We start from the raw sequence: 23,506 nt of genomic DNA on the forward strand, positions 1-23,506 counted from the left end.
ATCATCAAAATTATCCATAAAAGCCTTTGCCAATTTTCTGGTACGCGGTCTCTATCGTCATCCCTTTCGGTCAGTTCGCCCATCGAAAATGCCGCGTACCAGGTTTGAAATTGAGTAATGAAAAATTATAATCCTTTCTAACTCTCTAACATCTCAGAAATAATTTTTGCCGTATTTTGTGCACCATTTCTATTAAAACCCCTAGCAAATTCAGTAACATGTTCCAAGTATACCTCATAATTTTTTTGTATTTTATGAATGGCAGCTATTACTTGTTTTTTATTTGTTGCAAGAACGCCTAGACGTTTGTCTTCTGCCCATTTTATCTGGTTTGTATGTTCATCATAGATTGGAATACCTATGATTGGCTTTGCTTTCATTCCAAGTATTTCACCCATTGCCGTATGTGAACCATTTATCACTACATATTTACACAAATCCAGAACTGTGTTCTTTTCCTGTTCTGACAAAAATCCAACATCAATTTGAATCCAGTCTATTTTTTTATCGAAAGCTTCAGAAAAAGAATACACTTTACCATCTCTACCAGTAACTCTATCTATAGTTGGATCATTTTTGGCATGAGAGATTAACCTCTTCTCATTACGCATCTCATTTGCACGAAAAACTTGTTTGTATTTTTTGCCAGTTACATCATTGGTAGCTTTGTTGCCAGTTTGCATCCAATATCCAAAATCTTCATTCTCAGTTAATTTTTCTAAATCTGATTTTGGTTTTGGATTTGTTATCATTCTATTTGAAAAATGTCCTGCATAAACCACTTTTTTCTTTATCTTATCTGTGAAGTTGAGATTGTATTCACAGATAGTGTTTGGGGGAGCAGAATCAGCTACTACAATCTTTGTAGCTTTTTCTATCTGTTTTGATATGTAAACTACTGAAGGATAAAAATAAGAATGTGATTTCCAAAGTTTTGGTTTAAACTGGTTTGTTACAAATATACAATTAATTCCTCTTTTATCTGCTAATACATTAGATCCAACATCACCATCATTAATTACAAGATCAAATTTTTGTACATCGTATAGTTTTGCTTCTTTTATTAAATAGCTTGAAATTTGTTTAACTAATGGTGGATTCCCTGAAACTGGAAGTAAAAAATTCCATAGTGAACGTGTTACACTTGGACCTTTCTTTCCATCAATTGGTGTTGGCATGAAAATTTCATGAATATATTGTTTTTTTGTAGGAAATTTTTCAAGTAGTTTTTGATATATTTCACCTTTACTTGAATAATGTACCTCGAACTCTGATTTTATGTATTTAGTCAGAATTTGATCTAACGCCATCATTCTTGTGTAATGACCATTTCCCCATGGGTAAATGAATTCACCTATCTTTAACATGAAATAAAATCAATTTATCCCGTTTAAATTCTCAGTGATTAGATTTTATTGAATCAATAATATCATGTACGTTTTTTGTACCTATCTTAACCATAATTATCTTTCTTGTTTTTATAGTGATCTGTGAAATCTTGCGAATTCTGTCTTGTTGTATGTTGTTACCATTGAATTTTAGTTTGCATAAATTCTGTATTTTAGACATATACTTTTCTAATCCTAACTCATTTGCATTTTCAAAAATACTGTTATCTACTGCTAGAAGAGGAAACCATGGTAGCAGTTTTCTTTTTAATACAACTTTGGCATTATACTCAATAAACCAAGAGGGAAATATCATTGATGAAACTGAAATTGATATCCTTTTTATTTTTGTTCTAGTTGCAAGAACTGAAAGTATTTCTGTAATGAGAGCAATCTTAAACAAAACACTTGAACTCCCAGATGATTTTGAAGAAAGTTTGCAAAACTGAAGTTCTACCTTATCTTGTATTATATGTGATAATATTTGATTTATCATCTTAACAATGTTTAGAAGATCAGGTTCATTTTGATAACATATTAAAATTTTAGGTTCAAAACCCATCTTAATTATCTGAAGACATGAAATTGCTGAAAATTCGTCATACACACAACAAAGAATCTTTTCATTATGAGAATTGTAGGGAATTCCACCATTACCTTTATCGATGAAAATACAGATGTAGGCGTGTGATTTTGTAAGATATGTGTAAAGAAGTTTATCGTAGATTGTCGCAGAACCAGGTTTTGTTTGTAGATGAGAGGTCTTTTCAATTAGTGAAGATGTTGCAGCTAATTCCAAATCTTTTGGCATGTATTGAGTTGTTTGCCCTTCTACTTTTATTAGAAATTTTTCTCCTTTAAGAAGAAGATTTGAACCAATTTTAACAATGTTGGAAAGAACACTCTCAAAACTATTTTCTACCTCTGTTGCAATTGCTATCTTATCAATTCCAAAAAGTGTACCTATTATTGAGGATGCAATAACAGGATCCTTTGCATCTATTATTATGACAGCATCATTTTGTTGTATTTTGTCATAAGTCTGGTTTTTCATTTTAAGAATTTTAGCTATGTTTGAAATTAGATAATCTATTTTGTTTAGAGAAAAAATGGTAGGGAAAATGATAACTACTGTTTTCTCACTCATTTGATTTCTTTATTTCAAGTTCTTTATAACTCTAGAAATGGTTTTTCTTTCCAATTGAATCTAGTAATAATTATATGACCAGAAGAAATGCAATTCTTTATGAGTAAGTTTACTGCTGAACAAATTAATCAGTTAAATAACGATCTAAAAACTCCACAAGAAGTTCTAAAATGGGCAATTGATAATCTTCATCCAAAACTAGGAATGGCATCAAGTTTTGGTGCAGAAGACGTAGCAATCATTGATATGATGATGAAGATAAATCCAAAGGCTAGAATCTTTACCCTTGACACAGGAAGGCTCAACCAAGAGACATATGATGTGATGGACGAGATTCGAAACAAATACAACATAAACCTTGAGGTCATGTTTCCAGACCAAAATGAAGTAGAACAGATGGTCCGAGTAAACGGAATGAATTTGTTTTATCAAAGCATGGGAAACAGAAAACTTTGTTGTGGGATAAGGAAAGTTCATCCCTTGAATAAAATGCTTGTAACGCTTGATGGTTGGATAACGGGACTACGAAACGACCAAACTCAGAACCGTGCAGGTTCAAAAAAAATTGAAGTAGATGAACAGCACAATGACATGATCAAAATAAATCCAATAATTGATTGGAGTTGGGATCAAACTTTGGATTACATCAAATCAAACAATATTCCATATAACAAGTTACACGATAAGGGTTATCCTAGTATTGGATGTGAACCATGTACACGAGCAATAAAACCAGGCGAACCACTAAGAGCAGGGCGTTGGTGGTGGGAAACCGATCCAGAAAAAGAATGCGGTTTGCACGCAGATCACGGTAACAAGTGAGTCTCTTGGAACAAGGTAAGGGAGTTGCTAGACCACACGGTGGCAAATTAGTAAATAGAATAACGACTAAAAATTTTGCTGGAACATATTCAATATCAGTTAATGTTGATCTTGCAAGCGATATTGAAAACATTGCAGATGGAATTTTTAGTCCGCTGGAGGGATTTTTACTACAACAAGACTTTGAAGCAGTAGTCAGCAAAGGAAGATTAACAAACGAAATTCCTTGGACAGTTCCAATCGTACTTGATGTCGATAAACAAACAGCTACTAAAATGAAAGATGCGCGTGATATTATCTTAAAAAATCCCCAAGGTGAAGATTTTGCAATTTTACATGTTGAAGAGGTGTATACTTTTGACAAAGATATGATGGCAAAAGGCATCTATGGTACAACTGATTCAACCCATCCAGGTGTTGCAAAGACCATGTCGATGCAAGACTTTCTTGTTGGTGGAAAAATTGATTATATCAAAAGACAATCTGAAATACCAATAAGAAAATACCGAAAGACACCAATTGAAACACGATCAAGCTTTGAAAAATCAGGTTGGAAAACCATTGTTGCTTTTCAGACAAGAAATGTACCGCATGTAGCTCATGAAATGCTTCAAAAGGCATCTCTTAACACACATGATGGCCTTTTTGTAAATCCATTGATAGGCAAAAAAAAATCTGGCGATTTTACTGATGAAGTAATAGTTAGTGCCTATGAAACATTAATCAAATATTATTATCCACAAAATCGATGTCTGCTGGCAACACTTCATACAGAAATGAGGTATGCTGGTCCAAAAGAAGCAATTCATCATGCCATAATGAGAAAAAACTTTGGGTGTACTCATATTATAATAGGTCGTGATCACGCAGGTGTTGGAACTTTCTATGATCCATTTGCTTCACAGAAGATATTTGATGAATATTCTGATCTTGAAATAGAACCTATCTTTTATCCTGCATTTTTTTATTGCAAAAAATGCCTTTCATTTGCAAGTGAAAGAAATTGTCCACATGGACCAGAACATCAAGAACAGCTTAGCGGTACTAAACTAAGAACAATGATTCTTGATAAACAAAGCCCATCAGAATATATGATTAGGCCCGAAGTCTCCAAAATAATAATGAGCTGGGATAAACCCTTTGTTGAATAAAATTTCATTAAAAATTACTTTATCTAGTTTTACAAGTCGTATTACAATCTTTGTTCTTTTATTAATAATTTCATTTGTTCCAGCATATGCTCAATCCCCAATAAATCCATCAGAACGCCTGGACTCGGTAACAGTTCCATTTAGTGCATTTAATGTAGTTAGTCATTATGCAACTGTTTTTAATCTTGAACACGAACATGCTACAAACTGGCTAATTGAAATCCAAAACAAACTTGTTTATGAAAACCCAAATGGTACTGCCGTAGTACGACTATATGATATCTCAAGCGCAGAAAAATTTGTTGAAATTGGTATGGGCAGTCAACCCGATTACAAATTTTGGGTAGCTGTCAATACCCCAGCTGATGGATATTTTGTAATTCATGAGGACAAAACTAATGGTTGGTCACCAGATAAGGTAATTACTGTTCAACACTCAAGTAACAGCGGCCTTTCGGTAACAGTTGGATCAAAAACGGCTGTAGATGAATTAGATGTGAACGATTTAACAATAAAGACTTTTTCTGTTTATGGAATGGGGTCTACCACCGATCCACCTGCAACAAATTCTGGAAACATGACCCTTAATTTTCTATCTGGCGACCCTGCACAAAGTCCAATATTTTATATGCCAATAGTAATTCTTGCGGGAACAGCAGCTTTGATAATAGTGCTGGTTAAAACTAAGAAGCGAAACTAGTCTTGTAATAATTGCATTCTTTTTTTATCTGACAGACATTACACATGGGAGATATTGGTTTACAGATGTTTTGACCATACATCACAAATGTGTCATTTATTTTAAGCCAGTATTTTTTTGGAATTTTTTTCATTAATTCGAGTTCTGTCTCTTCAGGAGTTTTTGTTTCTACTAGACCTAGTCTATTTGAAATTCTATGAACATGTGTATCTACTGGTATTGCAGGCTTTTCAAATGCATATACAAGAACACAATTTGCAGTTTTTCTACCGACTCCTGGAAGCTTTAGTAACTCTTCCAATGTATCTGGAACTTTATCAGAATACTTTGAATGAATGAGGGATGCAACTTCGATGATTCTTTTTGCCTTTACATGATAAAATCCAGTTGACTTGATTATTTTTTCAACATCTGATAACTTGGCTTGTGCAAGTGACTTGGCAGATTTATATCTTGCAAATAATTTTCTTACAACAGCCGAAGTGTTCTCATCTCGTGTTCTTGCAGAAAGAATCGTTCCAATAAGGATGCTAAGAGGGCCACCTGTTTCAGCTTCACGTAATTCTCTTAACGCAGTCATTCTCGGTGGTTTGACAGAAGTCATTGTTTCCATCATACCATGTAGAATTTTTTTCATTTGTTCCAAGTTCTTGATCATATCTTAGACCATACAAGTATTATATCTGTTAGAATAATGACGCATATTGGATTTAACAAAAGATGAAGAAGCAGCATTAAAAGGCGAACAAGGAGAAACACTTGCTCTTGCATACCGAGTACTAGTAGCTGTAGGTGAAGCTACTAATGCTGATCGCCTATTACCTGTAGAATGGGCTCATCTTTCTGGAATTAATTATAATACTATAGGGGATGCAGGAGAGGAATTTCTTGCAAAATTAAGTAATGATGCCAAGTTTAAAATTAAAACTACAGTAAATCCAATGGGCTTTGATTTTGATACTGTTACAAGATATGATCTTAATGATGAATTTATTACAAAACAAAAAAGCATAAAAAATTCTTACGAAAAGATGGGATCTATCTCGTCTTTTTCTTGTATTCCATATGAGATTTTTGATTTGCCAAAAAGTGGTACCCATGTATCTTTTGCTGAAAGCAATGCTGCAATTTATGCAAATTCTATATCAAAGCTTAAAACAAACAAGGAAGGTGCGTTTAGTGCACTTGCAAGTGCATTGACAGGCAAAAGTCCTTTTTCTGATCTAAGAAAAGATGAGACCAGAAATCCCAATTTGACAATACGCATGAAAGCAGATAAAAAAGATGAACTTGCATTTGGACTGCTAGGATATTATGCAGGAAAAGTAGCAGGAAGCTCTGTTGCCATTTCTGGAGTAAGCGAGCTTGATAGACGTAGCTGCAAATCACTTTGTGCTGGAATGGGGACATCAGGCGCGTGTGGAATGTTCACTTTGGGAGATGCCAAAGGGGAAACGATTGATTTTGACAAAAGAGAGATGCAGAAAACTCATGATGAGCTAAACACTGCAGATTCTGGTGACATTATAACTCTGGGCAGTCCGCAGCTTGGTCTTGATGAAATATCAGACCTTACAGGTATGCTAAAGGGAAGAATCTTCAAGAAACGTTGTATGGTGTTCTGCCCACGAGCAATTCAGGAACAGACAAGAAAGTTTGGTTATGCAAAAGAAATTGAACGTGCAGGAGGAGAAATTCTTTATGATTGTTGTATCTGTCTTACACCTTTAATTGATAAGAAAAATGTAGATGGTGTAATTACAAATAGTGTAAAGGGGGCATACTATCTGCGAACCTCAAATGGAGTAGATGTAAACCTAAAGAGTCTAAGTCAAATTGTGGAGGAGGAAACAAAATGACCATAAAAGTAATTGTAAAAGGCAAAGTACAAGGTATTGCACTGGTTGCAAAAAATCCGATGAATTTTCTTGGTGCAGTTGACAAAAAAACTGGCAAAATCAAAGATGAAAAACACGATCTCTTTGGTAAATCTCTTGCAGAAAAAATTCTTGTCTTTCCATATGGTATTGGAAGCAGTGTTGGTGCTTATACCATATATTCTATAAAATCTAACAAATGTGCTCCGCAGGCAATGATCTGTTTAAAGGCAGATCTTACTACTGCTTCTGGCTGTGCTCTTGCAAATATTCCTCTAGTTGTAGCATCAAAAGACGAATACTATTCTATAAAAGACGGTGCAAAAATTATTCTTGATACAGAAAATGGAAAAATTCTATAGAGAAACTCTTTCCACATTTCCGTTTGGTTTTGTTTCACTAAAAACAATTCCTTCAAATTGTAGTATTGTGGTGTTTTTACTTTTCCAACAATCAGAGGGTGCACCTGCTTTCTCACACGTGTGATTAAGAAATTCCTCTTCATTCCAGCCATATTCAACAGGAACTTGTGGTAAAAGAAGCCCAGAACCAAACTCCCATTTTACGATAAGACCATCTCTACCTACCTTTATCTTACTAGTATATTCGAGTGGGTTTGTTACTTTTACTTCTTTAGGAGGAGTCAAAATGGTTACCTCAAAAGAAATCTCATTTAATTCCTCATATCGAACTTGTGGAAATCGTGGATCTTCGGTTGAAGAAGCAATAGCTGCATCTACAAGGGATTGATAAAGTTTTTTTACAGGTGTTGGAAATCCAATACATCCTCTAAGATTTTCGTTTTTGTTCAAAGTTACAAAGACTCCGGAATTATATGAAAATTTTGACTTGAAATCTTCATGCAAATTAATTTTTTTTCCTGTTTTAAGATATTCTTTTACTGCATCTCTAGCTGTCTTTACTATGGTTTCTCCATCCTGATCTGATAGTATCATTGTAACCTGTTGTTTAATTTATTAACAAATTCTTGAAGCTTTACAAAATGTGTGCCTTCCCAATAGATCTTTTTACATGAATCGCACATCCAAAACTTTTCTTCCCTTTCCAAAATTCCTTCAGGAACTTTGCCTATGATTCGATATTTTTCTATTGATTGTAAACTACCATTACAGACTATACAACGAGAATTGTTTGTATCCATTACAAGTTGATCAAGCTTTATTTTTGCATTTATTTGTGCAATTTGTTCAAGTTCATCATTTCCTCTAATAAGCACAGAAACGACACTTTGTTTTTCAGAAATTTTGGTAAGTTGTTCATCTTTTGTTAGGATTATTCGTTTTTCATTTTTTGCTATTGCAATGAGCTTATCATCTTCAATGGATGAAAAATATTTTGAATCATATCCAAGAATTCGTAATTTTTTTGCCAGATTGCCAAGCATTGCATCTACTATGAAATTAGGTCTTTTTTCACTCAATTAAATGCCCGCCCTGTTCCTGATTCCACTATGTGACTATCTCCTGCAGGTAAAACTCGAATGAAATCATCAATACTTATTGCTTTAACAATATCTTCTTTTTCTTTAAATTTTTGAAACTCAATTTTGATTTTTTTTGCTACTTCTACCATTTCTAGACCGGATGGCTCAATAGTAACATAGTAAACACAATTTTTTTTGATTGGTTCAGATGGTCCGCACATCAATGAATAACTATCTCCTTTTTGATATAACCCTACAGAAAGTTGTAGTGTAGTTACTTGGACAAAACTTCTGGTTCCTTCAACTATGAATGAACCCTTTGCAATAAATTGACCGCTTGGTGCCGCTGTTTTTATCTGATCTGAAGTTACCCAATATGCATTTAATCCATACAATCCTTCCCTCCAAGCTCTACTAAAACAAACAGTGGCATGTGCAGTTTCCTTTACACTTGTAACTGTATTATCCGAACTATTTTTTAATAAGAAAAAAGGTGATCCAACAATTTCTGCATGAAATACCTTATCATCTTTTTCAAGATGTTTTCTTATGACTGATGAGTTTGATGATGCATCACGACCACCTATTGCCAAAAGACCATCTGAAGTGAAAAACCACCTGTATCTTTCATACCATTCTCTTTTTTTTTGCACTGAAAAAACAACAGAATCCTTTGCAATACTGGCTTGTTTTCTAAATCCTTCCAAGATTCTTTCAGTTTTTCTCTTTTCTAATTCTATGGTCTCAATTGCTTTTAACTGCCTTTTTGATTCGTTAAATAAGGTTGATGCAATGGCTGGTATAGATGAATCTGGATTTATTTTTATTTTCTCCTCTTTGACTAGTAGAAATGAAATTCCTCTTTCTTTTGCAAATGATGTGTTTTGCTCCTTAAACATCTGTAAGATATTAGGATCCTCAAGTGAGGCTATTCCTTTAGAGTTAAATTCTAAAAGAAATTTTGCTACAGTTGAGATTGAACCAGTCCTTTGCTTAACTGTAGAAATTGCTTTAGTTTGTTCCTCTAATTTATGTTCAAATTCCTCTATCTTTTGAGTAACAGTGTTTGCTTGTGATGTTTTACCAGCTTCAAGAAGATTTTCTGTAAAAAGTAAATCAAGACCTTCCATAAAACTTGCTACTCTAGTACAGTTTTTGTTTTCTACATCTCCTAGCGGTAAAGGTAAAACATCTGATTTCTTTTCATCACGTACCAATAATGGTTCATGAACTCCATTTACAACTTTTTCTGTAATAGATTTTGTAACGTTAAAAATTTTTTCTATATCATTATCAGAAAGACTATTTCCTGGTGACTGTGGATCTATATTTGCACGCTTCATTATTTCTTCAGCATATTTTGTAGGAAGTCCTAGAGTTCTACCTATCCATCTTACTATGGCTGTTGAAACTGATTTAATATCAATGAGATCTTTTAATGCCATTTCAAAAATGTTTAAACCACCTAAAGGTGGTAATTCGTAATTAAAACCCACATTTAATTTTCTATGTCTGACATCTATTGAGTGTAATAAGGAAAGAATTTTCATTTCTTTATTGCACAGAACAATATTACCATCACCAAAAAATTCCCCTACAAGAACAAATTCTTGATTTAATCCACTAAATGTAATGTATACAATTCTTTCTGTGCCAATTTGTTTTATCTCCGAAATTTTGGATCTTAGAAGATCATTTCTTAATCTCTTTACTAGTCTATTTTCTTCTATTTGTTCTATCTTTCTTGTAGTAATCCAAAAGCCAAATGTAGAAAACATTAGTAAGATATCTGGCTTTTCGGGGTGATGTAATTTGAAAAGAATACTATTACGGCTTATTCCATAGATATTGCTTACATAATATTCGCTTATGTTTTTACTAATTTCATTTACCAAGTAACGTAACTCGATTCCAGCTAGCGTCATAATGAAGAGTTATCACTCTAAAATTATACTGTTGCTATTGAATAGTCATCCAAAGATTTTAAACAAGGATGACTGTGAGTCACTTTGTAAATTTAATTGACTAGACATCCAAAAAAAGAAAAAGAAACACCTGCTCCAAATAATCCTAACACAAAGGATACATCCCCCGAAGTTCCTGCGCCAAATCAGACAGAAGGGGTTAAGCGAAAAAACCCACTTGACAAACTTTTTTGGCTTCGTGTAGGTATGGGCATACTCGCAGGTGCACTCTCAGCAGAGCTTGGATTCTCTATTGAAGAGACATCAAGACCATTTTTGGGATTTGGAATTATGATTTTCTTGTTTATCATATCATACGCAATAGCAAAAGCGATGCGAATTCAATTGCCAGCTTCTGATAAGAAAAAATTGATCATGACAGGTATAGGAAGCTACTTTTTCATGTTCATATTTAGCTGGATTCTTGTAAACACCCTGATTCATCCAGAAGTAGGTTTACAAGTTATTAGGTAGCACTAAATATCAAGACTGCATAATTCATCTAGAATGTGGAAACATAGCACTCCAGGAATCCCCGATGAATTTTTTGAGAGAGCTGAAGAAGTTCCTATAACCAAAGAGGAGGTAAGAGCTGTTCAAATAAGTAAAGGAAGGCTCTCACCAGGCCAAATAATCTATGATGTTGGTTGTGGAAGCGGTTCTGTATCTGTTGAGGCTGCTTTACAAGTACAACAATTAGGTAAAGTATTTGCAATTGATCTTGACCCTAATGCAGTAGATTTAACCAAAAAAAATCTTGCCAAATTCCAAATTTCTAACGTTACTGTGATTTTAGGCAATGCAAAAGAAAAAATTTCAGAATTGCCAATGGCTGATGTGGTTTTCATAGGAGGCACTGGTGGTGACACAGCTGATATCGTAAAACTTTGTGAATCTAAACTTAAACAAGGTGGTAGAATAGTAATAGGGACAATTCTCATTGAAACTCTGTTTGCAGTTTTAAATGTAGTTGAAACGCTCAAATTCTCATCAATAGATATCACACAAATTACAATTTCAAAGAGTCGTAAAACCTCTACTGGTACAATGATGCTTGCAAGAAATCCTGTCACAATAATTTCTGCATCAAAAATCTAGCGACGGCGACAATATTCCATTAAATCTTAATCCAAAAATGTTCCATAAGATTTTCATTTTGTTCCTGTTATATGCAACGTTTCTCCAAAATCTAGCTTTTAATTAGGCACAATTTTGATTGCAATTAATGTCTGAGCTTATCTGTGTTGGCTGTGGTCCAGGTGATCCTGATCTTTTAACGGTAAAGGCAGTAAAAGCAATAAAAAATGCCGAAGTGATTATCTGTCCTACCTCTAAAGAAGGAAAACCAAGCATTGTTTATTCTATCGTAGAATCATTAGTTGACAAGTCCAAAAATCCAGAAGTTATTAACTTGGTGTTTCCAATGGTTAAGGAAAAAGATACTTTAGAAAATAGTTGGCAACAAAATGCTCAAACCATTGCAGAAAAGGTTCTTTCTGGAAAAAAAGTAGTTTATCTTACAGTTGGCGATCCATATCTTTACAGTACGTGGATCTACATTGATAGAGAATTGCAAGCAAAACATCCTGAGATTAAGATTAGTGTCATCCCTGGAATTGTATCCATGTTTACTTTTGCATCCAAAGTAGGAATTAGTCTTGCAGAAGGTGCAGAAACAATGGCAGTGATTCCATCATGCTATGATCTGTCAAGAGTTAAGGAAACTGCAAAAAATTGCGATACCATGATTTTTCTAAAAGACGGTAGATATTTTGATCAGGTAATACAATTACTAAAAGAAGCTGGATTTCCAGATAGCTCAATTTTTGCAATTGGCCAAGATATAGGAACTGATCAGGAAATAATCAAAAAGTTAACCCTAGGTGAAGTTACCAAAGATACAATGACTACAAAATACTTTTCAATCATGGTGGTAAAACGTGCATAAAGTTTACTTTGTTGGCTGCGGTCCCGGTGATCCTGATCTTATTACGGTTAAAGCAAAAAAAATAATTCAAAAGGCAGATGTCGTAGTGTACTCTGGTTCATTAATTCCAACTCCAATTCTTAATTTCTGTAAAAAAGCAAAACTTTATGATGCTTCAAAACTTGTTCGAGAAGAGATTTTTGAAATCTTGAAAGATAATGCAAAGAAAAACAAAATTGTTGTAAGATTACATGATGGTGATCCAAGCATATATGGTGCAATAAAAGAACAGATAGACAATCTGCAACCCGAAGATATTGAATCAGAAGTTGTTCCTGGCGTAACATCATTTTTGGCATCAGCTGCAGCACTTGGGATACAATTAACACTTCCAGGTGTAACTCAGACCATGATTATAACAAGAGCAGAATCACGAACCAAAGTTCCTAAAAAAGAGAGAATCTCAGAACTTGCAAAGCATAAAGCTACCATGATATTTTATCTCAGTGTTCACCTTCTCTCAGAAATTGTAAAGCAAGCAATAGATGGTGGATATACAACTTCTACTCCTGCTGCGGTAGTTTATCGTGCAAGCTGGGGTGATCAAAAAATAATTACTGGAACACTAACAGATATAACAAAAAAAGTCAGAGACGAAAAAATTACCAGAACTGCAATTGTCATAATTGGTGATGTGATAAAACCAAAATCTTACGAGTATTCTAAATTATATGATAAAACTTTTAGCCATGGATTCAGAAAAGCAAAAATCAAATCATAATGATCTAACTTTGTTTTTAATCCCTATTTTAGATAATTTTTTTTGAAACACTTGCACATTTCCTGATGCAAATATGGTCAGTGTCTTTGTTTTATTTTGATGTCTTAATTTCTTGGCAATTTTATCTGCAACAACATCTCCTGGATCTAAAAATATAATATCAGGAAAAACTTCTTTTAATAAAGGCACAAGAAAAGGAAGATGTGTACTTGATAAAGTTGCAACATCAACATGATTCTGTATAAATGGTTTTGATAAAATCTTTTTAATTATATTTATACACAGTTTTTTGTTATCCATAAATTTACCAGACTCGACAAGCTCTACAAGTGATGATGCATTAATTTTAACAACTTTGATTTTTTTAGGCAGATTTTTTTTAATATAACTTTGTAATGTATTACTTTTAATTACAGATTCTGTAGCAAGAATTGCTATTGTTTTTGTTTTTGTTTTTTGTTTTGCATCTTTTAGCGGTGGGAAAACTCTAACAATTCTAGTATTATTATTAATATTTTTTAATAAAAGCGATGGTGTGTTAGAACCAATTACTATTATATCGGGACTGAAATTTTTATCTAGTATTTCAATAGTAGATTTTATTATTTTTTCAAGTTCTAGAACAGATTTTTTGCCATATGGAAAATTCTTTTGATCGGCAAAATAGATTATATCGGCAACAATTTTTTTCTGAATTGGTTTAATTATTGAAAGTGAACCCAAGCCGGAATCAAAGACAGCAATTTTTACCACAAACCACAAATTGCTATGTACCTGATTTACATTTTGTGAGCTAAATTTAGCCTAATGTTGATGATAATATACACCTGCCATTAAGAATCAAATTTTAAAGTACCTCGCATGACCGGCTTCGATAAAACATGGACTCGACCAGAGTCTGTGGGTTTAACCGAAAAATTACGTGAAACTGTAAAACCACAGGGTGCACTCAAACCTAGGATAGAGGGCGCTGTGAACAAGTTACAGGGTCAAATATCGAAGATGGATTCTATGTTAGGAAAGTTAAGGGAAAGAGATGCCCAGCTTTTCAAACGAATCGTAGCCGCAATGCAACAACACGACTCTAGTACAAGCAGAGTTCTGTCAAATGAACTTGCTGAAATAAGAAAGGTCACAAAAATGCTAGGAAATGCAAGAATGGCACTAGAACAGGTGCAATTACGTCTAACTACCATCCACGATCTTGGAGATGCAATGGTAGCAATCGCACCAGCAATGTCAACAATGAAGGGACTCAAATCATCCCTTGGAAGATTCATGCCAGAAGCAGATTCCGAACTAAACTCTATGACCCAGACACTCAACGGACTAATGATGGATTCATTAGCCAGTGGAGACTTTAGCGTAGACTCTGATGTATCAAACGAGGAAACAGACAAGATCCTACAAGAAGCGTCGGCAGTTGCAGAACAACAAATTGGCGACAGATTCCCATCAGTTCCATCACCCTCGGGTGTATCGTCACAATCTACATACGAGTAGGGAGAACTCGCAATGGGAAATTGGCGAATACGTCCTCTTTTTCTATTATAACTATATTCAGATCTTCGTTAGTGAATAGACACATGCTTGAACAAATTGAAGGTCTTTTGAATCAAGATGGGTTATGATAATCATCATTAAATCACAATATTTTTTCAATGACTAATTATATAAAAAAACTAAGCACTGCCTAAAAAAATTGGTTAGTGCTTAGGTTAGGGTTATTGTCCAAGTGACAGTTAGAGTGTCTCCGCTAGCTACAGCTACACCACCGCCAGTAAACGTATTTTCTGCGAATGTAGCTACGTTTGCTGCATTTCCTGTGTTATTCAGCAAGAATGAACCACGTATGTTTGTTCCCGTAGCTCTATCACCTGTGAATGTGAATGCTGGTGATGTGATTGTTATCTGGTTGTATGTTGCTGTTCCAGCTACTGTACTTGCTACAGATGCACCTTCATTTGCAGTAACAATTATTCCGTCTGCTGCACTTGTACGGGTTCCACCAATCTTTGAGGTGGATATGTTGTCTGAGCCGTTAAGTATCATGTTTGCAGTACTAGAGCCGTTTACTAGACCAATTACATTAAAGCCATTGAATCCAGTTGAACTTCTAACATCCATACCAGGACAAGCGCTAGCTGTGTTGTTGGTGACTAGTTTTTGTCCATTGTTTGGATTGAACAGAATCTGTTCTGCACAGTTTACTCCTTCTACTGTTCTGGAGTTGTCTGTTTGGGCATATGCCTTGATGTGACCATCAGGACCTTTTACCACATAGGTAACGTGTCCTAACATCACACTTTTATCATTGATGCCGGGTGGATGATTGCTTTGCGCAACCATGAATGTCGTTGGAAGCATACCGTTTGCTGCTATAAAGCTGACCGTTATGGCAGCTATCGATATAGCCAGTATTGCTGTCGTTGTTTTTTGCATTATTGGTAAATAGTAGACTCAACTATTAGAGCTTGCGGAAAATATCATGCATGATGCGTGCCAATCTGGCATGATCATGGATTTGTCGTGATTTTTACATTCTCATCTACACCAGCAAAAAAGTGCCTTCCAGTTGTGTTAGTTGCCGGGCTTATTGTTATGGAATTTGAAGCATTTGATTGCTTATTTTGTATAACAGAATTCGTATTGGCATTACTGCCATATGTAAATACCAAAACTCCTACAATAATGACACCTATTATTATAACAGCTATGCCATATTTCTTGTTCAAGTCTTTCTGTGATTTACTAACTTATCATATAAAGATATTCAGCATATGTGTTCTGGATTAAAATATTTGTATCAGTGATCTGTATTGTATTGATAATAAGATGAAAAATTCTATTCTTGTTTTATCAATAATTGCATTGTGTATAGTACAATCAGCATATGCTACTGAACAGATACCAATAACAAAATCAGTTCTAATGAACGACATAACTTGGAATGGCAAGTGGACATCTTATGAAGAATGGAAAGCAACCAGCGAGTATACTTTATCATATGATGATGGAACTAGGATGCAGTTAAGAACTGCACATCAAGGAAATTTTATCTATGTACTTATTGACGCAGTTTCCATGACACACTTTAACAAAGGATCAGATAGAGCGATCATTTGTTTTGATGGCAATAATAATACAAGTAAAATTGCAGAAGATGATTATTGTTTTGGAGTTGCACTAGGCAATAATAACCCTTTTGTATTAAGGGGTGGTTCTACATTGGAACAGACTGGTCACTTTACAAATATTGCCAATCCTGGAGTCATAGGAGCTGCAGCAGTTTCAGATGAAAATGATCACTATACTGCCATACCACATTCAAATTATGAGTTTAGAATTCCAATTGATCTGCTTGGAAGATCAGATGTGTATAGTTTTTACCTTGGAGTATATGATTCACACGCAAACAAGATCTATGCCTTTCCGGAAAACCTGACCTCAACTTCTCAATTTGGAATTCCTATTCCAAGCAAGTGGGGAGTAATTGTATCACCTGATGAATCCTTGCCAGAGTTTCCATTGCCTATTGTTTCTCTGTTTGTAGCACTTGGTACGGTCATATCTATCACAAGAAAAGCTCATTTTAATAATTTAGAAAATTCATAATTTGAATTTGGAACAAAAAGCCTTGATAGCTCAAATGTAATACGTAATTTCAATAGCAAAAAGATACTCTGATGATTTTCTTGATGTGGTTAATGCAATGAAAGATGTACGGGTAAACGTGTTTCGAATATTTTTTGATGACTTGATGTCTCCAAAATTAAAAGATGAATATGACATAGCGTATTCTATAATCAATTTCGCTAATAATTTGAAAAAAGTTCAATTATGATGAGTTATTACTAGAGTTTCGTTCCGAACACTTTAGCAAAATTATAGACATCGTTTAATTCCTGAGTATTGAAATATCCTTTAACTGCATTTACGTGGTAGAGAATGTTGCTTTTAACACAATAGAAATCCACTGGACCATAATACGTATTTGCATCATAGGGATGTTGGTAAGCGTATTTTCCAAAACATTTTGCTGCAATTTTACTTGTATCAAATTCTGTAAATCCACCATTTTCTTTCAACTTTGAAATAGCTTCCGTATAAGATTCTGTAGCATCAGTCTCTGAATTAAATTGAAGAACTGATACGGTAACGGTAAAATTAAAACCAATAACATTTTTGATGTACGACTGAACAATTCCATTTTCGAATCCCGTTGAATTTACTAATTCGGATTTGATTTCTTTTACAGGCGATGTTGGTATAATTTTCCAAGCTGTTCCAGTGTCATTTTGATTTGGAAGAATATCACATATCTTCGATCGTTCATTTTTGTTCCCTGCGCAAGGATTTTGAGCATTATTATCGATATTGGCAATGTATTGTGTTCCATAGGTTAATTGTTCTTTTAATGATGATAACTGCATCGATAAATCTGTGTTATTCTTTTCAAAAACTAAAACATTATTTTTTAATGATGATAACTGCATCGATAAATCTGTGTTATTCTTTTCAAAAACTGAAACATTATTTTTTAATGATGAATTTTGTGATGATAAGTCCATATTTTTTAAATACATATTTGCTGTTAAAAATCCGAACCCAATAATTATTACACCTATGATAATGAGCACTTTACTGGATTCCATTAATCCACTTTAGTCTGATTTTATTTATAATAAATGGGATGTAACAATGACAATAGAACAAAATCATTCATAATTTCAGGATTAGTACTTTTAATCCTCCGAACAGATTTTCACAGATCTGAACCCAAAGGTTCGAGTCCTGTAAGACCCGCATTATGATTTGTTGGAGTTTTCCTTTTCAAAACTTTCTTGGATAAATGCTTGCAATAATTAATCCAATCAATAACGAATGTTGCTCCTACAGATCCTTAGATTGATTTCAAGCCAGAAACATCCATGGGAAGTCATTTTTACTTTTTATCGATAAATCCCTTTTTTTACATAATAAAAATTTGGAAATTAATTGGTTTATTCGTCATTATACGCATATAAGAAAATTTATTCCAGTCATATAAGAGTGATCAATACCCGTATAACAAACTGAAAATTGTAGTTCAACACCTAATTATAATCATATAAGGTTATCATGAACAAAATAAAATAATACCTTTTCTTTTGAAATCATTGCTTTGAAAAAAATCAATGTTATATGAACAAAATTACAAAATTGGTTTGTATGGTAAAATTGCCTATTCCTATTTTGTTAATATCGTTTATGAGAATCTTTTAAAATAATTAGAAAACAAAAAAATCACAATTTGTAATAAATCATTTTCAGAAACTCTGTTAAGATTAATTAGATCAAACGATTTTTTGTTATCTACTCATAAAAATTATTCCAAAATGGAAGCATAGGGTATACATCTATGCCAAGATGGGCTGGAATTGCATGATTGAATTCCATCCGTCTTAATGCCTAAATCGTTTCATTAATGTCATGGAAAATAAGAAAATTGTCAATGTTATACTATCCATAATTGCAATTATAGTTAATACTGAATCGATCAAAAATTTTAGCAATTTTATTACAATAAAACAAATTAATAAAAATAGCATTAGAACAAAAAAAATTCCTCTTTTTATTTTTATTTTACTTGCATCATCAATGATTGCAAATGTTGATGCAAGCTCAACAATACCAAACATGGATAATGCAGCTGGAGTTCTTGGAAACAGTGGAAAAATAATTGATCAATCAAATTCGATCAAAACAGAAAGCCATAGACACTTTCAAGTGAGCTCTTCTGAAAATATTGGAATTTCAGATACTAATGGAAATCCACAAAATGATCAGGTAACACCAAATCCAACTCCAATTTTAAAAAACAAATATGTTGTGGTCCAAGAAACATTGTCATTTAGAACTGAAATTGTAAATCCTAATGTTGTATTAATTGCAAAACATGAATCACAATTTTCCACAACATTGGAAAGAATATCTAATGTTGTTAAGATCAGATACAACGGCAAAATAATGTTTGTCGATGATCTTTCATGGAATCATCATTCTGCTGTCACTGCTGATTTTATAAAAAATATAAAATTGTCTACTATAAACTGGAATGACGATAATCCACTAAAGATAGTTGAAAAATTATTAAAAACTTTATCTTATAAGAATAATTTTTCTACACTTGCAATAGCTAGTGGAAGTAATGATCTTCTTTCTTCATTTTCACAATCAATTGATGACAACATCAATAGAACAACTCATGGTGTTGATAATTTAAAAAATCCAGCAATATTTTTGCTGTTGGTACCTCTATCGGGTTACATCTTAGCTAGATCCGAAGAGGTAAAATTAGAATTTTTTAGAATGAAACAATTTGTCTCGTTTTGTTTTCTTATAATTTTGGTTTCTTCTGTAATAGTTACACCATTATCAATTTCTCCAACATTTTTATCATATGCTTATGCTGAGCAGATGAATAACACCCAGTCACCAAACCCATTGACTAATTCGTCCATGAATTCATCTGGTACCCTTCCTCCTATCCAATCTTCCACACTGTCTAGTCAAATCTCTAATAATACTAGCAATCTATTGCTAAACCAGACAGCAAACAATTCTACACTGAAAACATCTAACACATCTCTTGTAACCAATTCCACAAATTCCACTACAAACGCACCTCTCAAAACCAATTCTACTCTCAACACAGTACACACAAACTCTACTCTCAATACAGTATCAGCCAATACCACATCTATCTTGGACTCGATGAAAATAACAGACGCCATAACAGCCTATCTTAATTCTAATTTAGTTACCCCACTTGTCAATGCTACCATTGTAAATGCTACAGCACCAACAAATGAGACATCAAAAGTAATAATTCCTAACTCGGTAATAATTAACAATTCCACATCTAACGCTTCTAACAGCACTATTGTTACTCTTCCCAACGCAACAAAATCTTGGCAATTTAACTCGCTTCCAAATTCTACTACCACAAAGACAACGCTAAAAAATATCACAAACACATCATCATTACAACTGACAGGAACAGGGTATTTGACCGAAAATGTAAACTCTACTAGAAACCTATCTGCACTTTCCATATCTGCTTGGATAAAGCCAGACTATAGCCAAGGTTCACCACAATTTACCGTAATCAGCAAGGAAAATCAGTTTGCCATGTCAATTAACAACCTCATTCCACCACAAAAGATAGCCGCATTTTCAGTGTATAATGGAATCAAGTGGTATACTGTCAACTCTACTATTCCAATTGAAGAAAACTGGACCCATTTGGCTGCAACATTTAATGGATCTTCAATTAGCATCTATGTAAACGGCACACTGCAATCCACACTCTCAGTATCAGGAGTTCCAACATTATCTGTTAATGGTCAGTTGACTACAAAAACGATAGACTCGCTATCATCTAACGCAGACATTGTGATAGGTGCATATCTTAACACTTTACGTGGAACACCAAGTAACAAGTTTTCTGGATCTATTGAAAGTGTAAACCTGTACAACTCTACTTTGAGCCAGTCTCAGATTGCACAACTATATGACACCAATGTACTCTCTGGCATTACAAAATCTATACTCGAAAACTCTACTAATTCCAATTCCACTAGTACCATGTCAAGTACTAAAACAAACTCTACTGGTCTTTCAGATGCAATCTCATTTACAGACACAGTCTCTATATCTACAAACTCTACCACACTGACAAATGCAACTTCTGTTATTGATGGTGCATTTGCCAATGCCACCATAACTCCACAATTAACTACAGTAAAGAAAAGTTATCTTTTAACAGAAACTCCACATTTAGACTTCCAATACCTTAATGATTCCAATATACTAAAGAACGCACAAAAAGAGATCAAAAATGATCTATCCACAATAAACAAAGTTGAAGAAAATCTCAACAAGACCGAAGTTGTAGTAAATGGTACTGCTACCAGCGGCATTTCCCATGCAGTTGAACAGATAAACCAAACACAAGTACAGATCAACTCCGCTCAAATTCAAATTGATACTACACAAGCACAACTCATGCAAGCGCAACAAACCATAGCTACTGCAGAAAAGACAAAATCTCTGCAGCAGTTCCAAGAAGCTCTAAACCAGACAGTTGCAGCAAAAGAAGACGTGCACCAAGTAGCATCAATACTAAATGATACAGTTGATCAAATAAAACAGACAGCACAGGACGTAAACACAAAGAATCTGACCAGCTCGGCGCAAACTATCACCACATCTGCAGCATCGCTAAACGATACAACACAGTCACAATCTGGCAAGTGGACTGATTCCAATCAGACTATATCAGTTCAAACAATAGATCCAAAGGGCAGCATAACATCAGTACAGACAACAATCGATAAAGTAGTTGATGGCAAATTCGACATCACACTTAATTCAACAAGAAGTATCACACCTGGTCTTTATACGATAAAAGCAACACTGATCAAAGATGGCAAGACCTACACAACACAAGACCAATTCATGTGGGGATTGGTGTCACTTAACACCAAGAAAAGCATCTACCGACCAGGCGAGACTGCAAATTTCATCATCACTGTATTAGATAACGGAGGACATCCAGTTTGTAATTCTGCCATAACAATGGATGTTACAAATCCAAATTCACAGATAACTACACTTACTACAGGAAATGGAATCATACCAGATGCTCAGTGTGGACTGTATGATGCCAATTACACCACCACATCTGAGGGAAACTATACCATTAACGTAAATGCACAAAACCCATCTGGCACAGCTAACTTTGGTACATCATTTTTGGTCCAAAAATCATTTGATTTTGATATTGTCAGAACTGCTGATAGTAAGATAGATCCAGTAAGCAACCAAAATCTGTTTAACGTACGAATCGACATTGAATCTTTTGTATCACAAGATAACTTGAAAATTCAGGAATTTGTGCCATCATCATTTAATGTTATAACTGACGCAAGTGTAGAAACAGTAGGAGATACAAAGATTCTGACATGGAACAAAAATGTTATAGGAAATAAGACATCAGTACAATATTCTTATTCTGTACCATTAGAGTTTCCAAAACTGTATGCATTAGGACCTGCTGAGATTCATTATGGACTAGACCAAACTTTCACAGAAGCAAGACCCTGGTATGTGGCAAATGATCCTCCTGCAGCTACCATTCATATTGGTCCAGTTGTCGATGGTGCTATAACATTTGCTAATACTCTTACTTCTGGCACTATTACTGTTGACTCTAACCCAAATAGGTTATTGATGGTAGGTGTTAGCTGGAGAGTTGCCGGTAGTACTGGTAATAACGGCGGTACTCCTACTATCTCAGCCATAAAACTGGATGGTATTACATCAATCAAAAGCAATCTAATACCAGGTACAATGGTTAACAGTACAGCAGTAACTGCTACTGCAATCTATGGATTGCTAAACCCAACTAGCGGTGCCCATAGTGTTACAGTGACGTTTACTTCTAAAACCAACGCTACAGTAGGTGTCATGGAATTTTCTGGAGCTGATCAATCATCACTGCCAAATCATGCAAACGGTACATGGGGTGGTTCAGCAACCACTCTTACAACAACTCTTACCACAAATCAGGGTAACAGCTATCTCTTTGAAGTAGCATCTCCTTCAAGCACAGATCTTGCCACTACTGCCTCAAGTGGACAAACAAAAGTATGGAATAACGCTGGAAATGGAACCGTTGATCAGACAGGAGTTGGTGGTTATAAACCGGCTTTGGCTCAGGGTAAGTATACTGAAAGTTGGAACATTGGTGCCACAGGACATACGTGGTCAATGGCGATAGTTGAAATAAAATCAGCTGGAAATGCAGTACCATCAGAGCCCACCATTTTATTCACTGATTCAGTCTCTGCAAAACACGGATTTGGTAAATCCATAACAGAGTCCAACATCCCATTCACTGATTCAGTCTCTGCAAAACACGGATCTGTTAAATCCATAGCAGAGTCCAACATCCCATTCACTGATTCAGTCTCTGCAAAACACGGATCTAGTAAATCCATAGCAGAGTCTAACATATCAATAACTGATTCAGCATCTACATTCGTAGTCCACAACAAATCAGCCTCAATTTCAGAACAGACCATTCTATTCACTGACTCAGCATCAACATCCGTAGTCCACAACAAATCAGCATCAGTCTCCGAATCACCATCATTCACTGATTCAGTCTCTACTTCATCAAGAACTATGACTAAATCAATCTCAGAGTTACCGTCCTTCACTGACTCGGTCTCTACAAATAGAACAATAACTAAATCA

General features: G+C 34.5%; 22 protein-coding genes. 12 read left to right on the top strand and 10 right to left on the bottom strand.

The window, feature by feature from the left end; genetic code table 11:
• Window positions 1-137 precede the first annotated feature (137 nt).
• Together VEU72_04770 and VEU72_04775 are read right to left on the bottom strand one after the other, a co-directional pair.
• On the bottom strand, window positions 138-1,367 hold the full coding sequence (locus VEU72_04770; GenBank protein ID HYL66445.1) for a glycosyltransferase: 1,230 nt from the start codon (window positions 1,365-1,367) through the stop codon (window positions 138-140).
• A gap of 31 nt (window positions 1,368-1,398) precedes the next feature.
• Window positions 1,399-2,535, bottom strand: coding sequence for a thiamine biosynthesis protein (locus VEU72_04775; GenBank protein ID HYL66446.1), 1,137 nt, complete (start codon window positions 2,533-2,535; stop codon window positions 1,399-1,401).
• Between the two features lie 99 nt (window positions 2,536-2,634).
• Between VEU72_04775 and VEU72_04780 the strand changes: the two genes are divergently transcribed.
• The 3 genes from VEU72_04780 to VEU72_04790 are packed head-to-tail and all read left to right on the top strand — an operon-like array spanning window position 2,635 to window position 5,208.
• On the top strand, window positions 2,635-3,357 hold the full coding sequence (locus tag VEU72_04780) for a phosphoadenylyl-sulfate reductase (protein HYL66447.1): 723 nt from the start codon (window positions 2,635-2,637) through the stop codon (window positions 3,355-3,357).
• Window positions 3,354-4,508: a sulfate adenylyltransferase gene (gene sat, locus VEU72_04785; protein ID HYL66448.1), complete on the top strand. Its 1,155-nt coding sequence runs from the start codon at window positions 3,354-3,356 to the stop codon at window positions 4,506-4,508. The genes VEU72_04780 and sat overlap by 4 nt, the downstream gene beginning before the upstream one ends.
• Complete coding sequence (locus VEU72_04790) at window positions 4,498-5,208, top strand: hypothetical protein (GenBank protein ID HYL66449.1); 711 nt, start codon at window positions 4,498-4,500, stop codon at window positions 5,206-5,208. Before sat ends, VEU72_04790 begins: the two co-directional genes overlap by 11 nt.
• On the opposite strand, the gene nth is transcribed toward VEU72_04790, so the two are convergent.
• On the bottom strand, window positions 5,192-5,845 hold the full coding sequence (gene nth, locus VEU72_04795; protein ID HYL66450.1) for an endonuclease III: 654 nt from the start codon (window positions 5,843-5,845) through the stop codon (window positions 5,192-5,194). The two genes, VEU72_04790 and nth, sit on opposite strands and share 17 nt — an antisense overlap.
• A 67-nt stretch (window positions 5,846-5,912) precedes the next feature.
• On the opposite strand from nth, the gene VEU72_04800 reads away from it, so the two are divergent.
• Together VEU72_04800 and VEU72_04805 are read left to right on the top strand one after the other, a co-directional pair.
• A complete protein-coding gene (locus VEU72_04800; protein HYL66451.1) occupies window positions 5,913-7,067 on the top strand; it encodes an aconitase X catalytic domain-containing protein in 1,155 nt (384 codons plus the stop codon).
• Window positions 7,064-7,447, top strand: coding sequence for a DUF126 domain-containing protein (locus tag VEU72_04805; GenBank protein HYL66452.1), 384 nt, complete (start codon window positions 7,064-7,066; stop codon window positions 7,445-7,447). The genes VEU72_04800 and VEU72_04805 overlap by 4 nt, the downstream gene beginning before the upstream one ends.
• On the opposite strand, the gene VEU72_04810 is transcribed toward VEU72_04805, so the two are convergent.
• From VEU72_04810 to rqcH, 3 genes are read right to left on the bottom strand one after another with little or no spacing between them, the layout of a single operon-like run.
• Window positions 7,442-8,041 (bottom strand): TIGR00296 family protein, encoded by a 600-nt coding sequence (locus tag VEU72_04810; GenBank protein ID HYL66453.1) that lies wholly within the window; start codon window positions 8,039-8,041, stop codon window positions 7,442-7,444. The genes VEU72_04805 and VEU72_04810 overlap by 6 nt on opposite strands.
• Complete coding sequence (locus tag VEU72_04815; protein HYL66454.1) at window positions 8,038-8,526, bottom strand: Mut7-C RNAse domain-containing protein; 489 nt, start codon at window positions 8,524-8,526, stop codon at window positions 8,038-8,040. The genes VEU72_04810 and VEU72_04815 overlap by 4 nt, the downstream gene beginning before the upstream one ends.
• Window positions 8,523-10,454, bottom strand: coding sequence for a ribosome rescue protein RqcH (gene rqcH / locus VEU72_04820; GenBank protein ID HYL66455.1), 1,932 nt, complete (start codon window positions 10,452-10,454; stop codon window positions 8,523-8,525). Before rqcH ends, VEU72_04815 begins: the two co-directional genes overlap by 4 nt.
• 96 nt (window positions 10,455-10,550) lie before the next feature.
• On the opposite strand from rqcH, the gene VEU72_04825 reads away from it, so the two are divergent.
• The 4 genes from VEU72_04825 to cobM all read left to right on the top strand — a co-directional run bounded on the left by VEU72_04825 (window position 10,551) and on the right by cobM (window position 13,201).
• Window positions 10,551-10,967, top strand: a complete 417-nt coding sequence (locus VEU72_04825; protein HYL66456.1) for a hypothetical protein — start codon at window positions 10,551-10,553, stop codon at window positions 10,965-10,967.
• A 33-nt stretch (window positions 10,968-11,000) separates the two neighbouring features.
• Entirely contained in the window at window positions 11,001-11,591 is a 591-nt protein-coding gene (gene cbiT / locus VEU72_04830) for a precorrin-6Y C5,15-methyltransferase (decarboxylating) subunit CbiT (GenBank protein HYL66457.1), read from the top strand.
• 127 nt (window positions 11,592-11,718) lie between these two features.
• A complete protein-coding gene (cobI, locus tag VEU72_04835; protein HYL66458.1) occupies window positions 11,719-12,441 on the top strand; it encodes a precorrin-2 C(20)-methyltransferase in 723 nt (240 codons plus the stop codon).
• A complete protein-coding gene (cobM, locus tag VEU72_04840; protein ID HYL66459.1) occupies window positions 12,434-13,201 on the top strand; it encodes a precorrin-4 C(11)-methyltransferase in 768 nt (255 codons plus the stop codon). Before cobI ends, cobM begins: the two co-directional genes overlap by 8 nt.
• On the opposite strand, the gene VEU72_04845 is transcribed toward cobM, so the two are convergent.
• Window positions 13,196-13,954, bottom strand: coding sequence for a glutamate racemase (locus VEU72_04845; protein HYL66460.1), 759 nt, complete (start codon window positions 13,952-13,954; stop codon window positions 13,196-13,198). The two genes, cobM and VEU72_04845, sit on opposite strands and share 6 nt — an antisense overlap.
• 108 nt (window positions 13,955-14,062) lie before the next feature.
• Between VEU72_04845 and VEU72_04850 the strand changes: the two genes are divergently transcribed.
• Window positions 14,063-14,704, top strand: coding sequence for a Snf7 family protein (locus VEU72_04850; protein HYL66461.1), 642 nt, complete (start codon window positions 14,063-14,065; stop codon window positions 14,702-14,704).
• 210 nt (window positions 14,705-14,914) lie between these two features.
• Here the strand turns inward: VEU72_04850 and VEU72_04855 are convergent, their stop codons facing one another.
• On the bottom strand, window positions 14,915-15,643 hold the full coding sequence (locus tag VEU72_04855) for a hypothetical protein (protein HYL66462.1): 729 nt from the start codon (window positions 15,641-15,643) through the stop codon (window positions 14,915-14,917).
• A gap of 74 nt (window positions 15,644-15,717) precedes the next feature.
• Window positions 15,718-15,936, bottom strand: coding sequence for a hypothetical protein (locus tag VEU72_04860; GenBank protein HYL66463.1), 219 nt, complete (start codon window positions 15,934-15,936; stop codon window positions 15,718-15,720).
• A gap of 100 nt (window positions 15,937-16,036) precedes the next feature.
• Here VEU72_04860 and VEU72_04865 point away from each other — a divergent pair, with 100 nt between their 5' ends.
• Window positions 16,037-16,816: a hypothetical protein gene (locus VEU72_04865; protein HYL66464.1), complete on the top strand. Its 780-nt coding sequence runs from the start codon at window positions 16,037-16,039 to the stop codon at window positions 16,814-16,816.
• 239 nt (window positions 16,817-17,055) lie between these two features.
• Here the strand turns inward: VEU72_04865 and VEU72_04870 are convergent, their stop codons facing one another.
• On the bottom strand, window positions 17,056-17,856 hold the full coding sequence (locus tag VEU72_04870; protein ID HYL66465.1) for a hypothetical protein: 801 nt from the start codon (window positions 17,854-17,856) through the stop codon (window positions 17,056-17,058).
• Window positions 17,857-18,673: 817 nt separating this feature from the next.
• Between VEU72_04870 and VEU72_04875 the strand changes: the two genes are divergently transcribed.
• Window positions 18,674-23,506 (top strand): LamG-like jellyroll fold domain-containing protein (locus VEU72_04875; GenBank protein HYL66466.1); only part of this gene is annotated, 4,833 nt, incomplete at its 3' end.

Source organism: Nitrosopumilaceae archaeon, from assembly GCA_035631875.1.
Taxonomy (GTDB): Archaea; Thermoproteota; Nitrososphaeria; order Nitrososphaerales; family Nitrosopumilaceae; genus TA-20.